The sequence below is a fragment of the Paenibacillus sp. J23TS9 genome (genome assembly GCF_018403225.1).
Classification (GTDB): domain Bacteria; phylum Bacillota; class Bacilli; order Paenibacillales; family Paenibacillaceae; genus Paenibacillus_AQ.
In genome coordinates this window covers 1,082,871-1,102,446 of the sequence record NZ_BOSG01000001.1, presented here as the reverse complement: position 1 = coordinate 1,102,446, position 19,576 = coordinate 1,082,871, and the positions used below count along the sequence as shown (strand labels likewise).

Annotated in this window: 15 protein-coding genes; 4 read left to right on the top strand and 11 right to left on the bottom strand. The window is 45.5% G+C overall.

Features of this window, described 5'->3' with window-relative positions; genetic code table 11:
- Positions 1-236: 236 nt before the first annotated feature.
- From KJS65_RS05370 to KJS65_RS05360, 3 genes are all read right to left on the bottom strand, one after another.
- The gene (locus tag KJS65_RS05370) at positions 237-959 is read right to left on the bottom strand and encodes an amino acid ABC transporter ATP-binding protein (RefSeq protein ID WP_213648898.1); all 723 of its coding nucleotides are present in this window, start codon (positions 957-959) and stop codon (positions 237-239) included.
- Positions 946-1,605, bottom strand: coding sequence for an amino acid ABC transporter permease (locus KJS65_RS05365; protein ID WP_213648897.1), 660 nt, complete (start codon positions 1,603-1,605; stop codon positions 946-948). Before KJS65_RS05365 ends, KJS65_RS05370 begins: the two co-directional genes overlap by 14 nt.
- Before the next feature lie 85 nt (positions 1,606-1,690).
- Entirely contained in the window at positions 1,691-2,503 is an 813-nt protein-coding gene (locus tag KJS65_RS05360) for a transporter substrate-binding domain-containing protein (protein WP_213648896.1), read from the bottom strand.
- A 601-nt stretch (positions 2,504-3,104) separates the two neighbouring features.
- Between KJS65_RS05360 and KJS65_RS05355 the strand changes: the two genes are divergently transcribed.
- A complete protein-coding gene (locus KJS65_RS05355) occupies positions 3,105-4,853 on the top strand; it encodes an alpha-glycosidase (RefSeq protein WP_213648895.1) in 1,749 nt (582 codons plus the stop codon).
- Positions 4,854-4,934: 81 nt separating this feature from the next.
- On the opposite strand, the gene glgA is transcribed toward KJS65_RS05355, so the two are convergent.
- Positions 4,935-6,371, bottom strand: coding sequence for a glycogen synthase GlgA (gene glgA / locus KJS65_RS05350; protein WP_213648894.1), 1,437 nt, complete (start codon positions 6,369-6,371; stop codon positions 4,935-4,937).
- A complete protein-coding gene (glgB, locus tag KJS65_RS05345) occupies positions 6,368-8,410 on the bottom strand; it encodes a 1,4-alpha-glucan branching protein GlgB (RefSeq protein ID WP_374706136.1) in 2,043 nt (680 codons plus the stop codon). Before glgB ends, glgA begins: the two co-directional genes overlap by 4 nt.
- Positions 8,411-8,598: 188 nt before the next feature.
- Between glgB and KJS65_RS05340 the strand changes: the two genes are divergently transcribed.
- Entirely contained in the window at positions 8,599-9,819 is a 1,221-nt protein-coding gene (locus KJS65_RS05340; RefSeq protein ID WP_213648893.1) for a glucose-1-phosphate adenylyltransferase, read from the top strand.
- Between the two features lie 75 nt (positions 9,820-9,894).
- Here the strand turns inward: KJS65_RS05340 and KJS65_RS05335 are convergent, their stop codons facing one another.
- The 5 genes from KJS65_RS05335 to KJS65_RS05315 all read right to left on the bottom strand — a co-directional run bounded on the left by KJS65_RS05335 (position 9,895) and on the right by KJS65_RS05315 (position 15,350).
- Complete coding sequence (locus KJS65_RS05335) at positions 9,895-11,334, bottom strand: HAMP domain-containing sensor histidine kinase (RefSeq protein ID WP_213648892.1); 1,440 nt, start codon at positions 11,332-11,334, stop codon at positions 9,895-9,897.
- A complete protein-coding gene (locus KJS65_RS05330; protein ID WP_136605902.1) occupies positions 11,331-12,029 on the bottom strand; it encodes a response regulator transcription factor in 699 nt (232 codons plus the stop codon). Before KJS65_RS05330 ends, KJS65_RS05335 begins: the two co-directional genes overlap by 4 nt.
- Complete coding sequence (locus KJS65_RS05325; protein WP_213648891.1) at positions 12,022-13,347, bottom strand: hypothetical protein; 1,326 nt, start codon at positions 13,345-13,347, stop codon at positions 12,022-12,024. The genes KJS65_RS05330 and KJS65_RS05325 overlap by 8 nt, the downstream gene beginning before the upstream one ends.
- Before the next feature lie 41 nt (positions 13,348-13,388).
- Complete coding sequence (locus tag KJS65_RS05320; RefSeq protein ID WP_213648890.1) at positions 13,389-14,114, bottom strand: phosphonate ABC transporter ATP-binding protein; 726 nt, start codon at positions 14,112-14,114, stop codon at positions 13,389-13,391.
- A gap of 66 nt (positions 14,115-14,180) precedes the next feature.
- Entirely contained in the window at positions 14,181-15,350 is a 1,170-nt protein-coding gene (locus KJS65_RS05315; RefSeq protein ID WP_213650649.1) for an MFS transporter, read from the bottom strand.
- Between the two features lie 138 nt (positions 15,351-15,488).
- Here KJS65_RS05315 and KJS65_RS05310 point away from each other — a divergent pair, with 138 nt between their 5' ends.
- The gene (locus tag KJS65_RS05310) at positions 15,489-16,406 is read left to right on the top strand and encodes an ArsR/SmtB family transcription factor (RefSeq protein WP_213648889.1); all 918 of its coding nucleotides are present in this window, start codon (positions 15,489-15,491) and stop codon (positions 16,404-16,406) included.
- 13 nt (positions 16,407-16,419) lie between these two features.
- On the top strand, positions 16,420-17,187 hold the full coding sequence (locus KJS65_RS05305; protein WP_213648888.1) for an HAD family hydrolase: 768 nt from the start codon (positions 16,420-16,422) through the stop codon (positions 17,185-17,187).
- Positions 17,188-17,231: 44 nt separating this feature from the next.
- On the opposite strand, the gene KJS65_RS05300 is transcribed toward KJS65_RS05305, so the two are convergent.
- Positions 17,232-19,559, bottom strand: coding sequence for a DNA topoisomerase 3 (locus KJS65_RS05300; protein WP_213648887.1), 2,328 nt, complete (start codon positions 19,557-19,559; stop codon positions 17,232-17,234).
- Between the last annotated feature and the right edge of the window lie 17 nt (positions 19,560-19,576).

The window sequence follows — 19,576 nt, the reverse complement described above, 5'->3', positions numbered from 1 at the left end:
TCAAGGTCTAACTTCCTCTATCAGCCGAAGATTGTTATTAAAACCTCTAGAAAAAACAAGATCTCATCAAAATAAATGATTACATTTTTTTCATTTAGTTAACATCATCAATATTATGTAAACTTAAATTGAAATCTTCATTATATTTCTTTCTATATCTTTCCATTAAAAAAAGCTCCGCTCAGATGTAATCCTGCAGCGGAGCTTTTTATATGAAGCATTCGAGTCATAAGTCATCAGAGTACTTTGCTAAGAAAATCTTTGGTACGGCTATTTTTCGGATTACCAAATACCTCAGATGGAGTACCTTCTTCCATGATCTGACCGTCATCCATGAATACAATACGGTCACCGACCTCTCTGGCAAAACCCATCTCATGGGTTACGATCACCATAGTCATGCCGCCTTCTGCGAGCTTCTTCATGACCTCCAGCACCTCACCCACCATCTCAGGGTCGAGCGCAGATGTAGGCTCGTCAAACAGCATGACATGCGGCTGCATGGCCAGCGCGCGGGCAATGGCGATACGCTGTTTCTGTCCCCCGGACAGCTGCGACGGGTACGCATCCTTCTTATCCGCAAGTCCGACCGTCTGCAGGAGATCGAGAGCGATTTTCTCAGCTTCCGGCTGCGGCATTTTCTTCACCTTTACAGGGGCAAGCATAATATTTTGAAGAACCGTCTTATGCGGAAACAAATTGAATTGCTGAAATACCATCCCCATTTTTTCGCGTGTCAGGTTGATATTATGCTTTTTATCCGTAATGGAATCACCTTCAAACGCAATCTCTCCGCTTGTCGGAGTTTCAAGCATGTTGAGGCATCTCAGGAATGTACTTTTTCCCGATCCGCTGGGACCGATGACAACAACAACTTCCCCTTTGGCGATCTCAATATTCACGCCTTTTAGGATATTAAGCTTTCCAAACGACTTGTGCAGATCCTTAACGGTGATCATCCGTACTTAACCTCCTTTCGAACAAACCAAGCAGCTTGGACAATGTAAAGGTCATCACGAAATAAATAGCTGCGATAATCAGAAGCGGCTTGAGTGATTCATAGGTAATGGTGGTAACGGCCTGTGCCTGGTACATCAGATCAGTGACGCCGATAAAAGATACGATCGAAGATTCTTTTATAATCGTAATAAATTCATTCCCGATAGCCGGCAACACGCTTTTCACCGCCTGCGGAAGAACAATATATCTCATCGTCATTCCTTTGCTCATTCCCAAAGAACGCGCTGCCTCAGCCTGTCCCCTGTCCACACCCTGAATGCCGGCACGGAATGTTTCAGCCAGATAAGCGGAGCTGTTAATCGAGAGAGTAATGGCGCCGGATTCAATAGCTGTTAATTTGATCCCGAACGATACGAGACCGTAATGGATGATAAAGAGCTGCACCAGCATAGGGGTACCTCTAAGGAATTCTACCCATACCGTACCCAGAAACCGCGGCAGCCAGAATCGGGACATCCGCAGCATGGAAACAAGCAAGCCAAGGATAAACCCGCAAACGACCCCGATCGCTGCAAGCAGCAATGTATACTGGATGCCATGGCCAAAGTAAGACCGGTATTCCCAGAACGTTTCAAATATATTCATGAAATAGTTACATCCTCCTTCTAGTGTTGCAATCAAAAAAATAGCGAACGCTCATCCGCTATTTTTTCTGTAATCGCAACATTACTTATTTTTGAGCAGCAAGATCACTGGCTTCAGATACAAATTGTTCTATTTTTTTCTCTGATTTCAAGCGGTCCAACGTTTTGTTGATATGATCAACCAGCTCCGTGTTGCCTTTTTTAACACCAATTGCGTAGCCGTCTTCCTTATAATCAGGGACCGCATCAGCGATGGCGAGACCTTTAACATTTTTCAAAAAGGCTTCGGCAACCGGTTTTTCCATGATCGATGCATCAACTCGTCCAGAATTAAGCTGCATGATGATGTCGTTAATTTTACTGAGACCGGTAATTTTCGCATTGGGAATTGTCTTCGCAATATCCTCTTGAATGGAACCTGTTTGAATCCCAAACGATACGCCCTCGAGCGATTTCATCGTAGAATATTTATCCTTATCCTTATCTCTTATCACAACAGCCTGCTCGGCTTTGTAATAGTTATTGGAGAAATCCACTTCCTTCTTGCGATTCTCATCCGGTGTCATACCCGAGATGACAAAGTCCACACGTCCACTCGATAATTCGCTGAGCAAAGCTTTAAAATCCATGTCCTTAACTTCCAGATTCGCTCCCATATCGGCTGCGATCTGCTTGGCGATCTCAATATCGAAACCTACAATCTGGTCTTTGCCACCGACCATTTTATGAAATTCATAAGGAGGAAAATCGGCGCTTGTCCCGAGTACAATTGTTTTCGCTTCTGTCTTGCTTCCCCCATTATCTGAAACGGACGCCTGATCTGAATTTTTATCTCCACAGCCTGCAAGCAAGCTTCCTGTCAGCAACAAACATGCCGTTAAAATACCCCATTTTTTCATGATCTATCTCTCCTGTTCACATTCTTCGTAAGTTGTATTAGCCATAGTATGAGCATGTTGACTGATCGTCATCAGCCAATGGAAAACATGTTTTATAGTACAACAGTCTGCATGATTATGCAATGTAATTTTCATACAAATACATTCATTTTCAATAATTTGTAAATCGGAACATTACTCGAGCATTATTATAATCCGTTGGTTAATAATCGAAAGTACTGTTGGTACGGGCTTTTGGAAGGATTGTTGCTTGAAAAGTTTCAGTTATAAATATATATATCGAGTATTGCTCCTCATTAATAAAACAATGAATGCAACTCGGGATATACATTGTTTTTTTCCATTTAATACCTTGTTTTAGAACGTACAATTATTCTGCCTACATGTTATAACCCAGATTTCAATGATTTTTAACGTTTATTTTCATTCATTTATGTATTTTTATAAATCCACAAGACCTTATTGCGCTTAACATAACAGCTAGAGCAATGATGTGTCCATCATCTGCACATAATAAATACAATATAAAAGCATTCGGCTATGGTTCATTATTCCGGATTCTCGGTTATTAAATAGCTAGAAATAAACTGGAGGTGTAGTCATGCTGCTCGAAGCTCTTTATCATGTGCCCCGTGACAAGTGGGCCTATGCATACGATCCACGTACCATTCACCTGCGTGTCCGCACCAAAAAAAACGACGTGGATACCGTTGTCGCCATGACCGGTGATAAATACGACTGGGACTCGACCTACTTTGAAATTACAATGGAAAAAGCAGCATCCGACGAGATGTTTGATTTTTGGGAGGCCTCGGTGCTCCCTAAATACAAACGACTAACCTACGCGTTCCGTGTAACCGCCGGGACCGAGTCGATCTATATGCTGGACAGCGGAATTTACCATGATTGTCCTGCCCCAACAGGCGGTTACTATGAATTCCCCTACATACATGAAATCGATGTGTTTAAGGTACCGGATTGGGCCAAGGATGCTGTTTTTTATCAAATACTTCCCGAGCGGTTCGCTAATGGAGATCCTGGGAATGATCCAAAAGGAACGCAGCCATGGGGTGGTCAGCCTGAAACCGATAATTTCTTCGGTGGCGATTTAAAAGGCGTTCTCGACCATTTGGACGATCTGCTGGATCTCGGAATCAATGCGATATACTTTACCCCTTTGTTCAAATCGCCATCCAATCATAAATACGACATCGTAGACTATAAGCAGGTCGATCCTCAATTTGGTGACAATGCGTTGTTGAAAGAGGTGGTGGAGGTCTGTCATGAAAAAGGAATCCGCGTGATGCTGGATGCGGTGTTCAATCACTGCAGTGAGCTCTTCCCTCCTTTCCAGGACGTCCTCAAAAATGGTGAAAAATCAAAATATGCCGATTGGTTCCATATCAATCATTTTCCTGCCCGTGTGGAAAACGGTATTGCCACCTATGATACCTTCGGATTTTATGGAAATATGCCTAAATTCAATACGGCAAACCCCGAAGTAAAGCAATATCTGCTTGATGTGGCGGAGTATTGGATTAAGGAGATAAAACTCGACGGATGGCGTTTAGATGTTGCCAATGAGGTCGATCATCATTTCTGGCGTGACTTCCGTAAAGTCGTCAAAAATGTGAATCCGGAAGCTTATATCGTGGGTGAAGTGTGGAGTGACTCGCTTTCCTGGCTTGTCGGTGATCAATTTGATTCGGTTATGAATTACCCGTTTGCTGACAAGGTGCTCGAATTCTTTAATGGCGGCATGGACGGAGCCACATTCTCAGATCGTATGAGCTCGCTTCTCATGCGTTATCCGCAGCAGACTAACGAAGTTGTATTTAACATGCTGTGCAGCCACGATACACCACGCCTTCTGACGCGAGTTGGCGGCGATAAGCGGAAGCTGAAATTGTCCGTCGTATTCCTCTTTACGTATATGGGAACGCCTTGTATTTACTATGGCGATGAAGTCGGCATCACAGGTAATGGCGATCCGGATTGCCGCAAGTGTATGATTTGGGATCCGAATAAACAGGATCGCGAGCTTTATGATTTCTATAAAATGATGATCAATCTGCGCAAGACTCATAAAGCGCTGCGTGAAGGCAGATTCCGGTTCCTGAAAGCGGATCAGGGCAACCCGTGCATCATTTATGAACGTGCAGATGACTCCATTCACTTCACCATCTGGATGAACAATACAAATCAAAAACAAACGCTCTCCCATCCAATGGTCACTTCGGATTGGCGCGATGCTCTAACGAATGAGAAAGTCAAACCAGCGGATGGAATGATGAATGTAACTCTGGATCCATTCGGTTATCGGATTTTATATCGGAATATTACCAAATAGGCTAGCTGCACACATAAAAAGGAGCATTCCTAGGGTCTTTTCAAAAGACCTGGAATGCTCCTTTTTCACCGAGAGACATTTTTAATTTTTACCTGTAACCTGCTCGTAAATATCACTGTACTCCTTGGCAGATACGTTCCAGCTATAATCCCCGCTAGTTGCATTCTTCACAATTTTATTCCAATGCTCTGGCTGATGATAAAAGGCAACAGCACGGCGAACAGTATGCATCATATCATGAGCATTGATGTTCGTGAAAGTGAAGCCATTCCCTTGCCCCGTAAATTCATTATAGGCATGAACGGTGTCATTAAGTCCGCCGGTCTCCCTGACCACAGGAATACTGCCATATCTCAGGGCAAGCAGCTGGCTGATCCCGCAGGGCTCAAAATTGGACGGCATCAGGAATAAATCACTTGAAGCGTATATTTTCCTGGAGAGCGCCTCACTAAAAGTGATCTGGGCAGACATCTTTTGCGGATGACGCTGTCCGGCTTCCCTGAACCAATGCTCATATTGTCCATCCCCCGTACCCAGAATCACAAACTGCATATCATCATTTGTCAGCAGCTCATCCAAAACTCGTACAACCAAATCCAACCCTTTGGAATCCACCATCCGTGTCACCATCGCAATCATCGGGATATCGGCTGATACCGGAAGGTTAAGTTCTTCTTGCAACAACTTCTTATTTTCTCTTTTCTTGGAAAGGCTTGACCGGTATTTGAGTGCAATATGAGGATCAGTCGCCGGGTTATAGCTTTTGGTGTCTATCCCGTTCACAATACCACTTAGCTTGGGACCAAGTGAATACAGGAGCCCTTCCAGTCCGTATCCGTAATGAGCCGTCTGGATCTCGTTTGCGTAAGTTGGACTGACGGTCGTGACATGATCCGAATACACGATACCGCCTTTCATGAAATTGACATTTCCGTAGTATTCGAGGCCGTCCGCAGTGAAAAACCGATGATCCAGACCTAGAAGCTCACCGAGGACATTAAACGGAAAAATGCCTTGATACAGTAAATTATGTATCGTGAAAACAGTCCGGATTTCATAATAAAAAAGATCATGACGGTAGTGTGCATTGAGCAGCACTGGAATGAGCGCCGCATGCCAATCATGGCAATGGATGACATCCGGCTGAAAGTCTATAGTTTTCAACAGCTTCAGCACCGCCCGGTTAAAAAAGGCAAAGCGTTCACCGTCATCCCCATAGCCGTATACAGCATCACGGCCAAAGTAGAATTCATTATCCACAAAATAATAAGTAATACCATCATACATCAGCTTTTCTATACCGCAATATTGGCTGCGCCAGCCAACCGGAACATAAATTTCACCCAAATGCTCCATTTGATTGCGATATTTCTCCGGAATTCCGCGATATTTGGGCAGCACGACACGGACATCAACCCCACTGCGGTATAAAGCCTGTGGCAGGGCGCCGATAACGTCGGCGAGCCCTCCTGTCTTGATGAATGGTACCGATTCTGCGGCAGCAAATAATACCTTCATACTTCATTTCCTCCTTCATTGGATGCCATGGCTTCTTCAGATTGTTTTGATGCACTCTGTTTGCGTGCCGATACCTTGGAGTTCTTTTTTTTGCCTTGTTCTAATTTGATTGCCGATGGTTCCGATTGACGGCTGACCGTTACACGCTTCAAGACAATAAAACTAAGTGGGGGCAAAGTGATTTCCAAACTGTTTAATTGTTCATGCCAAGTTATTTTCTCGGTCAGAATCGGCTCCAAAATAGAAGCACCTCGTCCCCCATATCTTTCATCTTCGCTTTGGAAAACAGGTACATACTTGCCGGGGCGGGGTACCCCAATGCGGTATTGCCTGCGTTCCACCGGCAGAAAGTTGATTAAAACAATCAACGTATCGCCGGCTTTCTTCCCTTTTCTAATATAAGAGATGACGCTCTGTTTGGAGTCATGCGGACTGATCCATTGGTATCCCTCCAGTTCATGATCCCGCTCCCACAGGGCTTTTTCTTCAAGATACAATTGATTCAGTTCTGCCGTATAGGTCTGCATCTTCCGGTGTGCATCATATTCCAAAAGCAGCCAATCCAGCTCGTATTGGTCGCGCCACTCGATAAACTGTCCGAATTCACTACCCATGAACAGCAGCTTTTTACCCGGATGCGTCATTTGATATCCCAGCAAAATCCGGAGTCCTGCAAACTTCTGGCTGTAATCTCCGGGCATTTTACCCAGCAAGGACTTTTTACCGTGGACAACCTCATCGTGGCTGAGCGGCAGTGCATAGTTGTCTGAATAAGCATATGCAATCGGAAAAGTCAGCAAGTGATGCTTGGAAGGCCTATCTTCAAATGATGCTTCCACATAATCCAGCGTATCGTTCATCCAGCCCATATTCCATTTGTAATTGAAGCCAAGCCCATTCTCATCCACAGGGGAAGTGACACCCGGCCATGCGCTTGATTCTTCAGCCATCATCAGTGTATACGGGTAGTAATTAAAAACTGTTGTATTGAGCTTCTGCAAAAATGATATAGCTTCCAAATTTTCAATACCACCATGCTCATTCAAATGAAATTGTCCTTCTTTTTTCTCAAAATCGAGACGCAGCATGCTGGTAACGGCATCGACACGGAGACCATCAATATGAAATAGATCCAGCCAAAACAAGGCATTGGAAATCAAAAACGAATGAATCTCAGGCTTGCTGTAATCAAAGCTTAGCGTACCCCAGCCTGGTTTTTCGGCCTTCAGGGGATCTGCATATTCGAACAAAGGTGTTTCGTCAAACATCCGCAGACCATGGGCATCCTTCGTAAAATGGGCAGGGACCCAATCGATGATGACCCCGATATCGGCCTGATGACATGCATCTACAAGATACATAAAGTCTTGAGGTGATCCAAAACGACTGGTGACAGCAAAATATCCTGTGCACTGATATCCCCATGACAGATCATAAGGATGTTCAGCGAGCGGCATAAATTCTACATGTGTATATTTCATTTGTTTGATATAAGGAATCAGTAAGTCGGCGATCTCCCGGTAGGTGTATAGCGTTCCATCTTCCTTTTGCCTCCAGGTTCCCAAATGAACCTCATAAATATTGACGGGCTTGCTGTAAAGCCCCTTCTTCTTTCGCCTCCAGGCTGCATCTTGCCAAGCATAGCCGTTTAAATCGGATACAACGGATGCGGTAGCAGGACGGAGCTCAGCTTCAAAGGCATAGGGGTCTGCTTTTAAAAAGCGTTCGCCGCTCGGTCCTTCAATGTCATATTTGTAAAAAGTACCTGTCGTTATGCCGGGGAAAAAGCGAGTCCAAACGCCCGAATCGGGTATCTTATGTAATGAATCCTCAACTCCGTCCCAACCGTTAAAGTCGGATGCCAGACCGACTTGCCGGGCATGCGGAGCCCAAACGGTAAACCGGACGCCTTCCAAACCCTCTTCCACAGCAGGATGAGCGCCCAAGATTCTGTAACTGTGGTAGGAGGTCCCTTCATGGAATAAGTATATATCTTCATCTGTAGGCGGCAGTCCGGTTAGATTGTTTATTTTAGCCAATAAGATCACCTGCTTTATAAATATAGTGCACCTAAACCATTACCCCATTCTAGCCAAAATAAACGAGAAAATGTTTCTTGAAAAATAAATTTGTAATTTTTCAATTATTTTTCAATATAATCGTTTCAGTGGGGCTGACAATCGTTTATGTATGTACTACATTGACAAATTTTTGGGAGGGAAACGACATGAATAAGAAAGATTGCATCGCCATGTTGCTTGCCGGAGGTGAAGGCCGCAGACTCGCACCTCTGACATCTAAACAGGCAAAGCCGGCTGTACCTTTTGGCGGTCGCTACCGCATAATCGATTTTCCTCTCAGCAACTGTGTGAATTCGGGTATCGATACGATCGGTGTCCTTACACAGTATGAGGCAGAATCGCTCCATAAACATATCGGAGAAGGTGAACCATGGGGTCTCCAGAATAAAGGAGAGAACGGAATTACCCTGCTCCCTTCCTACAATACAGGATCCGCAGAATACTTAGGAACAGCTGACGCCATCTATAAAAACATTGAATATATAGACGGTCAACATCCTGAACATGTTCTTATTCTTTCGGGAGATCATATTTACCACATGGATTACAATAAAATGCTTCAATTTCACAAGCAGCAAGGAGCCGAAGCCACAATTTCCGTAATGGAGGTTCCTTGGGAAGAAGCGAGCCGTTTCGGAGTGATGAGTGTAAACGATGAGCTCCGCATTTCTGAATTTGCAGAAAAACCTGCAGAACCGGAAAGCAATTTGGCTTCCATGGGCATTTATCTTTTCCAATGGGATTATCTTCGCCGTCATCTGTTGGAGGATGCAGCTGATTCATCTTCCAGTCATGATTTCGGGAAAGACTTGATTCCAAAAATGCTAAACGAGCAAAACCGTATGTTCGCTTACCGCTTCGATGGTTACTGGAAAGACGTTGGTACCGTCAATAGCCTGTGGGAAGCTCATATGGATCTGCTGGCCAATGATTCCTCCTGGAAGCTGCATAACAGTGAATGGCCAATGTATTCACGTCCGTGGCGCACAAAGGTTAATTCGCATAAAACCAGAACGGGAGTGGCAGCAAATTGTCTGATTTCCGAGACCAGCTCGATGGATGGATCGGCTTATCAGTCTGTCGTGTTTTGCGGTGTTGAAGTCGGCAAATTCTCCGAGATCAAAGACAGCATCGTAATGCCAAACGTTAAAATTGGGCGCAATGTCCATATTGAACGTGCCATTATCGGTGAAGGTGCAGTGATCAAGGAAGGTGCAGTCATTAAAGGAACGGCTGATCAAGTGGTTGTCATCGGGCCTTATGAAACCGTACTGCCAAAACCAACGGTTCGTACCCAGCCTTCCCGCTTGCTTCAGGATGTATACGAAAAGACAGGTCGTCTTCGTGCCGAGGGCTTATCCTCATAATATTCGGAGTTACCGGTTCTCATATACAAAAGAGCGAAAGCCGCCACTCGCGGATTTCGCTCTTTTCATGATGTCTTAATCCTGTGTTGTTTCCGCTCCTGGGAGCTGAGGAATTTCGGATTCCTCAGCTTCAAGCAGTCTCGGCAGCCTAACCACAATGGTGGTACCTACATCCAGCTCACTTTGAATCAGCAGAATACCGTGATGAAGTTCAACCAACTGCTGTGAAATGGCCAGCCCCAGACCCGTACCACCGTTCAGCGGATCGACCTGGAAGAAACGGTCTTTTACTCTAACCAAATGGTCTTCACTTATGCCGATTCCCGTATCATGTACCTGAACGACCACATTATTGCCCTCAAAGGATACGAACAAGTCGATTGCCGAGTTTTCATGTGAGAATTTAATGGCATTATCTATCAGGTTTAAAAAGACCTGCTTCAGCCGGTTGGCATCCCCTTCGACGAGGGGCTTATCGACCGAATCAAGGCGAAGCTCAATAGTACGCTTCTCTGCTTTAGTCCACAAATTCAACATAATTTCCTGGAGCAGTTCCTTCAGATCAACACGTGCAAATGACACCTTCATCTCATTTTGCTGCAGCTTGGAGAAATCAAGAATTTCTTCCACCAGTCCAATCAAACGCTCCGTCTCCTTGGTGATAATCTCCATGCCAATCTTCGTCTCTTCAGGATCATATCCACCCGAGTTAATGGTTTCACTCCAGCCTTTGATACTCGTTAGAGGTGTCCTAAGCTCATGAGAAATGGAGGAAATGAAGTCATCTTTTACCTGGTTACTGCGTACAATTTCCTGTGCCATATAATTTAGTGTTGAAGCAAGTTCTCCCAGCTCATACTTGTAATTGCCTTTAATTCTGATATTGAATTTGCCCCTGGCCATTTGCGCCGAAACGGCAGTAATGGTGTTTAGCGGTTTGACAATCGAATTCGCCAGTCCCAAGCTGAACGCCAAGACGAGAGCCAGCACTGCGGCAGCTACCGCCGTCGCGATCAATGTGACATTAAACAATTTCGCATTAACTTTTTCCAGTGAAGTGACGTATCTGACGATATAAGAATCTCGTCCATTGTCCTGTTCCATCTTGGAGACCGCCATGACATCTTCCCCTGTGTTTGGCTGCCGGCCAACCCATCTGCCGATATTCCCGGATTGAGCCTGGGAGATATCACTGGTCTTAATGGAAACATCAGGCTGAAAATCAGAAGAGTTAATAAGAACATCACCCTGGATATTAAGAATCTGCATCTCGGTATAATTGAGCTTGTATACCATGAGCAAATTTCCAAGGTCATCTTTACCTTCATTGGAGGAGGTACCAAATTTCTGGTACTCCTCCACTTGTTTGATATGCTGCGTAATATGGCTGTTTATGCTGTCATAATAATAACTTCGTATGGCTAGCAAAAAAATGACTTCGGCCAACAGCAGCGTCGAAAACACCACGATGAAGTAATGCATGACGATCTGCCGGCGAATGCCTTTCTTGATCATTGTCCCTGACCCTTCCATTTATACCCGTGACCCCATACGGTCTGGAGAAACTCGGGCTCGGAAGGATTATCTTCAATCTTTTGGCGCAGACGGCGGATGTTTACGTCAACGATTTTCGGATCCCCCATATATTCCTTGCCCCATACGTGATCGAGAAGCACGTCCCGGCTGAGCGGGGTATTTTCTTTTTCTAGAAAAAATTGCACCAGTGAGAATTCTGTCGGTGTAAGTTCAATATTATGCCCGTTCTTTTTAAACTGTTTGGAAATTAAATCCAGAGCAAATGGTCCGGACTGAAAACTAACCTTCGCTGAGGTTTCACGATGTACATTGACTCTGCGGAGCAGAGACTGAATTCTTGCGATCAGCTCGGTTGGACTGAATGGCTTACTGACATGATCGTCAGCACCCACCGACAAGGCATAGACCTTGTCTTGTTCCTGAACCTTGGCGGTCAAGAAAATAATGCCCAAACGCTCATTCGTTTCACGAATGCGCCGGCACACCTCAAAGCCGTCAATGCCCGGCACCATCACGTCCAGCAGCGCAATATCAATATCCGGAGTACTCATTAAAAGGTCAAGCGCTTCATTGCCATTGGATGCCTCTAGCACATCAAAACCGTTGCGTTTTAAATTGATTACGATAAAACTGCGGATGGAATCTTCATCTTCCAAAATCAATACTTTACTCACTTTGCTTGTCCTTCCTTTCTATCGGAGGTACCTCGTCCTTTGATTTACTTTTGTTATTGTTCAGGTCAAAGTCGGCGCTCTTTTTATAGCCAATGACCTTTCCACTATTCCGGGACAGATATTTCCAGTCTTCATGCTGCTTTTCCCACTCGGTCTGCGAGAAGAACTTAATCTCCGCGACTGTTTTTCCTGTGCCAATCATGTAAAACCGCAAATATTTATCTTTTTGGGATTTGGTATCCACCGTAATTTTGTTATGCCATTGCGGAGGAAAAAACCCGAAATCGAAATCATTTTTCTTATCATGGTATTTCTCTGCGATGAATTTCAAACCGGTCTTTCCATCCCACTGGTAATAAGAATAAAAATAAGGGATTTCCTTCTGGTCAAAATACTCCCATCCAGCCGGCTTTGTCAGCAGAGGAATCTCAATAATACCATCATTGTTAACATCTTCGCTAAAAATCCTGGATTGCCTGAACGTCTGGTCATCCTTCTCGAACACCGATTTGAGTTTACCATCCTGCATAACGATGATGCTCGTGAAGGAAGCGTCTCCGACCGTAGAGAGTGTAGCATCCAGTACAATTCCCTCGATGCTGTTTCCTTCTTGATCGACAAACACTTTACCTGCGACAATATTGTAATATTCGTAAATATACGGCTTCAGTTCAAGTCTGTCCAGTTCGACAAAGCTGCCTTCATCGTATTGGAACGTCGTAATGAAGTTGCTTTCCCCATGTTTGAGATCCACGATCGTAAGATCATTAATATGATCTTTGTTCATATCGCTGATGACAAAATTCGTATAAGGACGCTCCAGCACCCTTTCCAGACTCTTACCATTGTAGCTGTATATAAAAACACGGTTCTGAGTCTCTTCGTTACCCATTGAAAATCCAGCTACGATATCCACTTTACCATCGTTAGTCATATCTTTGAAATAAAGGGATTCCAGAACCTTACCTACACCATCAAAGGTTATTTGCTTGACCCAAGTATCATTGCTTTTTTTAAAGATAATACCGTGAACGCCGATGTTTTGATCCGGTGTCTCGTAAAATACGACCGCTTCACTTATGCCATCATTATCGAGATCAACAAAATGTATGACATTCGTATCGTCTTCTTCGTTTGACCGGATCAGGTTGGCATCCTCAGGCAGCTGGGCCATAATGATGGACCGCAATGATTCCTTTTCAGCAGACAGCTGCGGTGTTTGCATCATCAGGACCGGGTCACTGATAAACGAGCAGCCACTTAGCAGAAGCATCAAAAGAAATGCGGCAGGGAAATAGATCCAGTAGCGTTTTACCAAAATGAATCACTCTTTTCTATCCAAAGCCTGTTTAAGAGGCTTTATAACATATTTCGTTCGCGAACCGTGAGCCGGCGTCCAGAAATATCAAATGCCATTTCCCCGCCGGATATTGCCATTATCCGCGTTGCGTAACGTTCTGCAAGCTCAATCGGCAGTACAGTTAGTACCGTGACTCTCTCTTCTTCGCAAAGCTTTTTCAGCGTCTCCATAACGCTCTCCTGCGATTTGGGATCCAGTCCGATGACGGGCTCATCCGCCAGAATTACCTTGGCCCCGTGAACAAGGGCACGTGCAATCGCAATTCTTTGCCGCTCTCCGCCACTAAGTTTATCACATTTTTGATGGGCTTTTTCCAGCAGCCCCAGCTGCTCAATGACATCCATGGCACCCATATAATCATCTGACCGAACCATGCCGGTAGCCATTCTCCAAAGCGGCGTTTGCCCTGCTTGTCCGATCAGCACATTTTTCAAGGCCGTGCGATTGGGGTTTAAATGAGGATTTTGCTCTAAGTATGCCCATTCGCGTTTTATTTTTCTTTTCCCGGCAAACGGATCCTTCAAGACATCAAATCCGTTAACCACGAAGGTCCCTTTATCCCACTTCTCTTTCATGGCCAGACAGCGCAGCAGCGTGCTTTTACCGCTTCCGCTCGCACCCACTAGAGCGATCAGTTCCCCCCGCTGAAAATCAAGTGAAATGTCCTTGAGTACAGGTATTTTATCTACTCCGACGGACTTGGTTAAATGCTGGATTCTAATCATGACATTTCTCCTCTGGTCTCTCGTTCTCTTCATACTATCATAAAGCATTCTTTTTCAGGAGTACAGCTATAGGATTCCGGCATTTTCCAAAGATTTTTTCCTTACGGCTACTCCAAGAAAAGCGAATATAATGAAACCCGACCCAAGTACGATAAACATTCCCGCATTCCATCCATATTGCATCAAGGTCCCTCCAATATTGGGTCCCGCTATGCTCCCTATATTAAAATGAAAGGACGCGATCACATTGGCCGCAGGCAGCAGCACCTTGGGGAGTATATCAGCCGCGTAAGCAAGACCAAGGGAGAAGAAAGAGCCGATCATCCCGCCGGCAATCATAAGCAGGAGCAGAATCCCTACTGTGGAAGTGCCGGCCATAGGTACCAGCATGAACGCCAGACCGCCGAGAATTCCGCAAATGATCAAAATCCGTTTCCTTCCGAAGCGGTCACTTAGCATCCCCAGCGGCAGTTGAAGCACAAGCCCCCCGATTCCGATGAAAGGCAGCAGGAACGCGATTTGCTGTTCGTTCAGTCCCACACGTAACCCGTATACAGGGAAGTTACTGTTTATTCCCGATTCCATATAACCGTATAGCAAAGCCGGAATGAGGGCATACCATGCCCACGCATAGCTGCGGCGGAATCTTTTCACCGGACGCTCCCCCTCTTTAAGCTTCTCTGGACGAAGATCCGGAAGCTTCATCAACACCAGAATCAGTACCAGCAAGACCAGTATGGCAAGAGCGATAAAGGGTATGCTGTTTCCAATATGGAGGAGCGGTATGCCGAGCGGGCCTAGACTAAATCCCAGGCCATACGACATACCGTATATCGAAATATTTCGACCTCTGTTTTCTTCTGGGGTAACCAGCAGCACCCAAAGCTGGGCGGAATAATGCACCGCACTATCTCCGATGCCAACCAGAAGCCGGAGGATAAACCAAAACTTGATGTTTGGTACAAGCGGAAACAATATGACAGAAACCAGAACCAGCACAAGACCGGCACTTACCAGTTTCTTAAAGCCGAGCGCCCCGAGAGTCCGTTCAGCGACGAGCGTCATCGCGAAGGAACCGACATAGAGTGCGGCTGCATTTAAACCGTTCATGGAAGACGAAACGCCCATTTGTTCCAGAAAAATGGATAAAAGGGGCAAAAGCAGCCCCTGGCTAACCCCTGCTGCTACAATAACGGTGAGTAATATGACATAATGAAAAGACGAGCTGCGATTCATGCTGCTTGATTGAGACACTTTAAAATTTCCTCCTTCGATATATCCGGGCAAACTACTTGAACATTATAGTGGACAACCCGACACTCAACAAGCCATAATGAAGGAGATGCACTGATTTCATAGGAGGTTACCCTTTTCATGAACTATGAAGTGAAAGTTGACGTTTCACCCATTTACGAACTGCTCGGCAGTTTTATGGTATATACTTCCAAGAAGTGGATTCGCAACCTGGATATTGGACCTGAATGGATCAGTGAAGTGAGCAGCAAGCTTTCCTCAGATGTCTCTGCTGCCCTTTCCCAAACTGCGGCTTGGCCATTTGTTGATTTCGACGTGCTCTACGCCTGGGCTATTCACCGAAACAATGGCGATTCCGTACTCAGCTTTCTGGAATGCTTGCAGGAAACATCCGCAGAAGTTCTGCATGAAGCTGCATCTCCCTATCTTCCGAATTTATCGATCGAAGAAGCCCGCAGGATCCGGGACCAATATACTCCGCTACTGGAGCTGTGGTATGAAAATTATTTTAAAGATGTAGAAGCAAGCATCATTCCGCTTATCGAAGAAGATGCTAAGGAAAAGGGAATGCTGCTCACCAAAATGGATCCCATGAGCCTCGTTGAATATGCTTCAGGCGGGCTGGTCATCGAAAATGCCCCTGAAGTTCAAACGATTGTTCTTTTCCCGACAGTCCATAACCGTCCCATCAATACGTATTGCTTCTATAAAAAAATGATGCTGATTCAGTATCCTGTTGACGTACCGGAAGAGGATGAGGACGAGCCCCCAACCTGCTTGCTGCGGATGACCCACGCCCTATCCGATCCCAAGAGACTGCGCCTGCTTCGCTATGTAGCGGAAAAGCCTCATTCCCTTGATGAAATGGTCCGGGATTTGGATCAAACAGAGGAATCGCTCAAACATCATTTGATGATCCTGCGAGTAGCAGGTCTGCTGCGGATTCATCTTGGAGCAGAAGACACGGAAAAATTCAGTATCCGTCCAGACGGTGCGTCGGAGCTCCAGATGTTCCTGGAATCTTACATGCGTCTATAAGGAGTGAAGCTTGTTGACTAACACATTAAAGCAGCATATTTTATTTGATCTGGATGACACTCTCATCCATTGCAATAAATACTTCGGTCTTGTTCTGGGTGAATTTTTCGAGCTGGTGCATCATTGGCTCGGGCATGAGAATCTTTCGACTGATGAAATCCGTCAAAAGCAGATCGAAATCGATGTCGCACAAGTAAGCAAAACAGGCTTCAGCAGCGGAAACTTTCCAAATTCCCTGATCGAAACCTACCGCTATTTCTGCCGGAAATTGAATCGCCCCATCCATCTGGAAGAAGAACAGCAGCTGAACAAGCTGGGACTAAGCGTATACGAACAGGAAGTAGAGCCCTACCCTGGCATGGTGGAAACCCTGGAGACCCTGCAAAAGGAAGGTCATTACTTATATCTGTATACCGGCGGGGAAACGGCTATTCAGCAGCGTAAAATTGATCAGATGAAGCTGAGTACCTATTTCGATAACCGGATTTACATTACACAGCATAAAAATGAATCCACACTGGAGCAGATATTGCAAAGAGGATCGTTTGACCGCTCCTCTACCTGGATGATTGGCAATTCACTGCGGACGGATGTCGTTCCGGCACTGACTGCCGGACTGCAAAGCATTTATATCAAACAGTCCGATGAATGGGTATACAATATGGTCGAGCTGCAGCAGGAGCCCGGAAGTTCGTTTTATACCATTTCATCTATTGAAGAAATACCGAATATTATCGACGTTAAAATCAAACAGGAAATAAAACAACGGCCCTTGAACTAGGGCCGTTGTTTTATTTCTCAGTCGAATGATAAATTCCAGAAACGTTATGAGTCTATTCCGATTGCCCCTGTTTCCGGGTCCAGCAGGACTAAATATCCCTGCCTTTGCTGTCCGTTATCGTCCAAAGCAAAGTCTCTCGATGTCTTTCGGCCTCCCGCAAGTGAAGCAATATCTTCCGGTTCAAGCGAAATGCCGAACTGATCCTTCCAAATGACGAACTTGCACCCCGTTTTGTAATGAGAGCAGCCATAACCGCGCCGTCCCATAATCAGCGTGCCTTGGCAGCCTGCTCTTGGACATGGTGCGATTCCTGCGATTGTCGTTACGCGCTGTCGCTCTGATGGCACTTGTATGGATGGAAGCTTCTGTACCGATCCGGATTTGGCAGTTCCAGCTGCCTTTTTCGTTGAAGTTCTTTTAGCCTTACTTGCAGTCTCAGCTTCCACATTCTCGCCTGGCTTCGCCGCTGGTTTCTTCCGGCTTCGCGGCGGTTTGGCATCCTCGGAAGGCTTATCCTCAAAGGATTCCTTCGCTACTCTGGACTGCACCTTTACCTTGCTGATAATCATCGTCGCAAATTTTTTAACATTCGCCATAAATACTTCATCGGATGCAGATCCCTTGGCAATTTCATTCAGCCGGCGTTCCCATTGCCCTGTCATTTCAGGGGAAGTCAGAAGGTCGACACCTGCACCGCGGATAACCTCGACTGCCATTTTCCCCTTTTGAGTAACGACAATACGTTTACCCTTCATCACCATATATCCTACTTGTTTCAGTCGTTCAATGATGGCGGCACGAGTCGCTGGTGTCCCAAGTCCAGAATCTTTCATGGCATCCCGCAATTCCTCGTCCTCAATCTGCTTGCCCGCACTTTCCATGGCTTTTAGAAGAGTACCCTCCGTATACGGCTTTGGCGGCTGAGTCTCTTTTTCCTTCGCCTCACTCCGGATACACAGAACGCCTTCATTCGCATTTAAGTGGAAAGGACTGGTGACTTCTTCTTCGCTTTGAGCTTCGTCCTCGTCCTCTTTATCCTTTTTGGCTCGGGTTTTCTTGGCATCTTTTTTCTGGTCAGCATAGATGACCTTCCAGCCTTCAGAGAGCAGCTGCTTGATCGTGGTCTTAAATTCTTCTTTTTCCACTTCCGTCATGATCGTATGCACCTTATACTCTGCAGGCGGGAAAAAGTGCGACAGAAAGCGCCTTACAATCAGGTCATAGATCTTGGCTTCATCCGGAGCCAGATTCCGCGCCATTTTATTGGTAGGCAGAATGGCGTGATGATCTTCGACCTTCGACGGATTGCAGACTGATTTATTTTTTTTATGAACGTATTTCTTGTCAGCCTGCTCGGCGAATTTCACATAATCCGTTCCCCGCAGCTGATCCAGTGACTTGTACATCTGCGGGATATTTTGCTCGGTCACATAATTGGAAGTCGTTCTCGGATAACTGATGACCTTATGTTTCTCATACAATGCCTGGGCAAGATCAAGGGTTTTTTTGGCGGAAAAACTATATTTGGCATTCGCTTCACGTTGAAGCAAAGTCAAATCATACAGCTTGAATGGATACTCCTTCGTATCCTTCACGTCATAGCTCTGGATGATGCCTTCCTTGCCTTGAACCTTTGCTGCGATTGCCTTGGCTTTCTCCTCGTCCTGGATTCGTTCCCCTTGCCATAAGCCCTTGTAATCGGAATCACCCTGTTTAAACATGGCTTCCACATCATAGAACTTTGCTGAGTTGAACGCGTCAATCTCCTTTTGCCGGTCATATATGAGTGCGAGTACAGGTGTCTGTACGCGTCCTACCGATAGTAAAACATTGTGTTTAGTCGTAAAAGCACGGGATCCGTTCATGCCGATCAGCCAGTCCGCCTCACTTCTTGCTCTGGCCGCCTTGGACAAATTCTCATACTCGCTGCCATCTTTCAGCTCATCGAATCCTTTTCTTATCGTTTCCGGTGTTAAGTCCGATATCCAAAGACGTTTTACCGGCTGCCGCATTTTCAGATGCTGTTGAATCAAGGAAAAGATATGCTGGCCCTCGCGCCCGGCGTCACAGGCGTTTATGAGTCTGTCGCTCCGTTTGGAAAGGTCGGCAATCACTTTTAACTGATCCTTGGTCTTCGGATTCGGTTTCAGCTTAAACTGCTCTGGGATAATCGGCAAATCGTTTATATTCCACTTTTTATATTTATCGTCGTACACATCCGGTTCGGCTAAACCAATGAGATGCCCGATCGCCCAAGTAATGATGTAATGCTCACCTTCTATGTAGGTGCGGGCATTTTTGGCCTTCGGTTCAATCACCGCCGCAATATTTCGTCCCATATCCGGTTTTTCCGCAATCACTAGAGTTTTCAAAAGTACCGTCTCTCCTC

Bases quoted from the DNA above. Each gene is read 5' to 3' on its own strand.
- KJS65_RS05370 (WP_213648898.1), bottom strand. From the start codon at position 959: ATGATCACCGTTAAGGATCTGCACAAGTCGTTTGGAAAGCTTAATATC.
- KJS65_RS05365 (WP_213648897.1), bottom strand. From the start codon at position 1,605: ATGAATATATTTGAAACGTTCTGGGAATACCGGTCTTACTTTGGCCAT.
- KJS65_RS05360 (WP_213648896.1), bottom strand. From the start codon at position 2,503: ATGAAAAAATGGGGTATTTTAACGGCATGTTTGTTGCTGACAGGAAGC.
- KJS65_RS05355 (WP_213648895.1), top strand. From the start codon at position 3,105: ATGCTGCTCGAAGCTCTTTATCATGTGCCCCGTGACAAGTGGGCCTAT.
- glgA (WP_213648894.1), bottom strand. From the start codon at position 6,371: ATGAAGGTATTATTTGCTGCCGCAGAATCGGTACCATTCATCAAGACA.
- KJS65_RS05340 (WP_213648893.1), top strand. From the start codon at position 8,599: ATGAATAAGAAAGATTGCATCGCCATGTTGCTTGCCGGAGGTGAAGGC.
- KJS65_RS05335 (WP_213648892.1), bottom strand. From the start codon at position 11,334: ATGATCAAGAAAGGCATTCGCCGGCAGATCGTCATGCATTACTTCATC.
- KJS65_RS05320 (WP_213648890.1), bottom strand. From the start codon at position 14,114: ATGATTAGAATCCAGCATTTAACCAAGTCCGTCGGAGTAGATAAAATA.
- KJS65_RS05315 (WP_213650649.1), bottom strand. From the start codon at position 15,350: ATGAATCGCAGCTCGTCTTTTCATTATGTCATATTACTCACCGTTATT.
- KJS65_RS05310 (WP_213648889.1), top strand. From the start codon at position 15,489: ATGAACTATGAAGTGAAAGTTGACGTTTCACCCATTTACGAACTGCTC.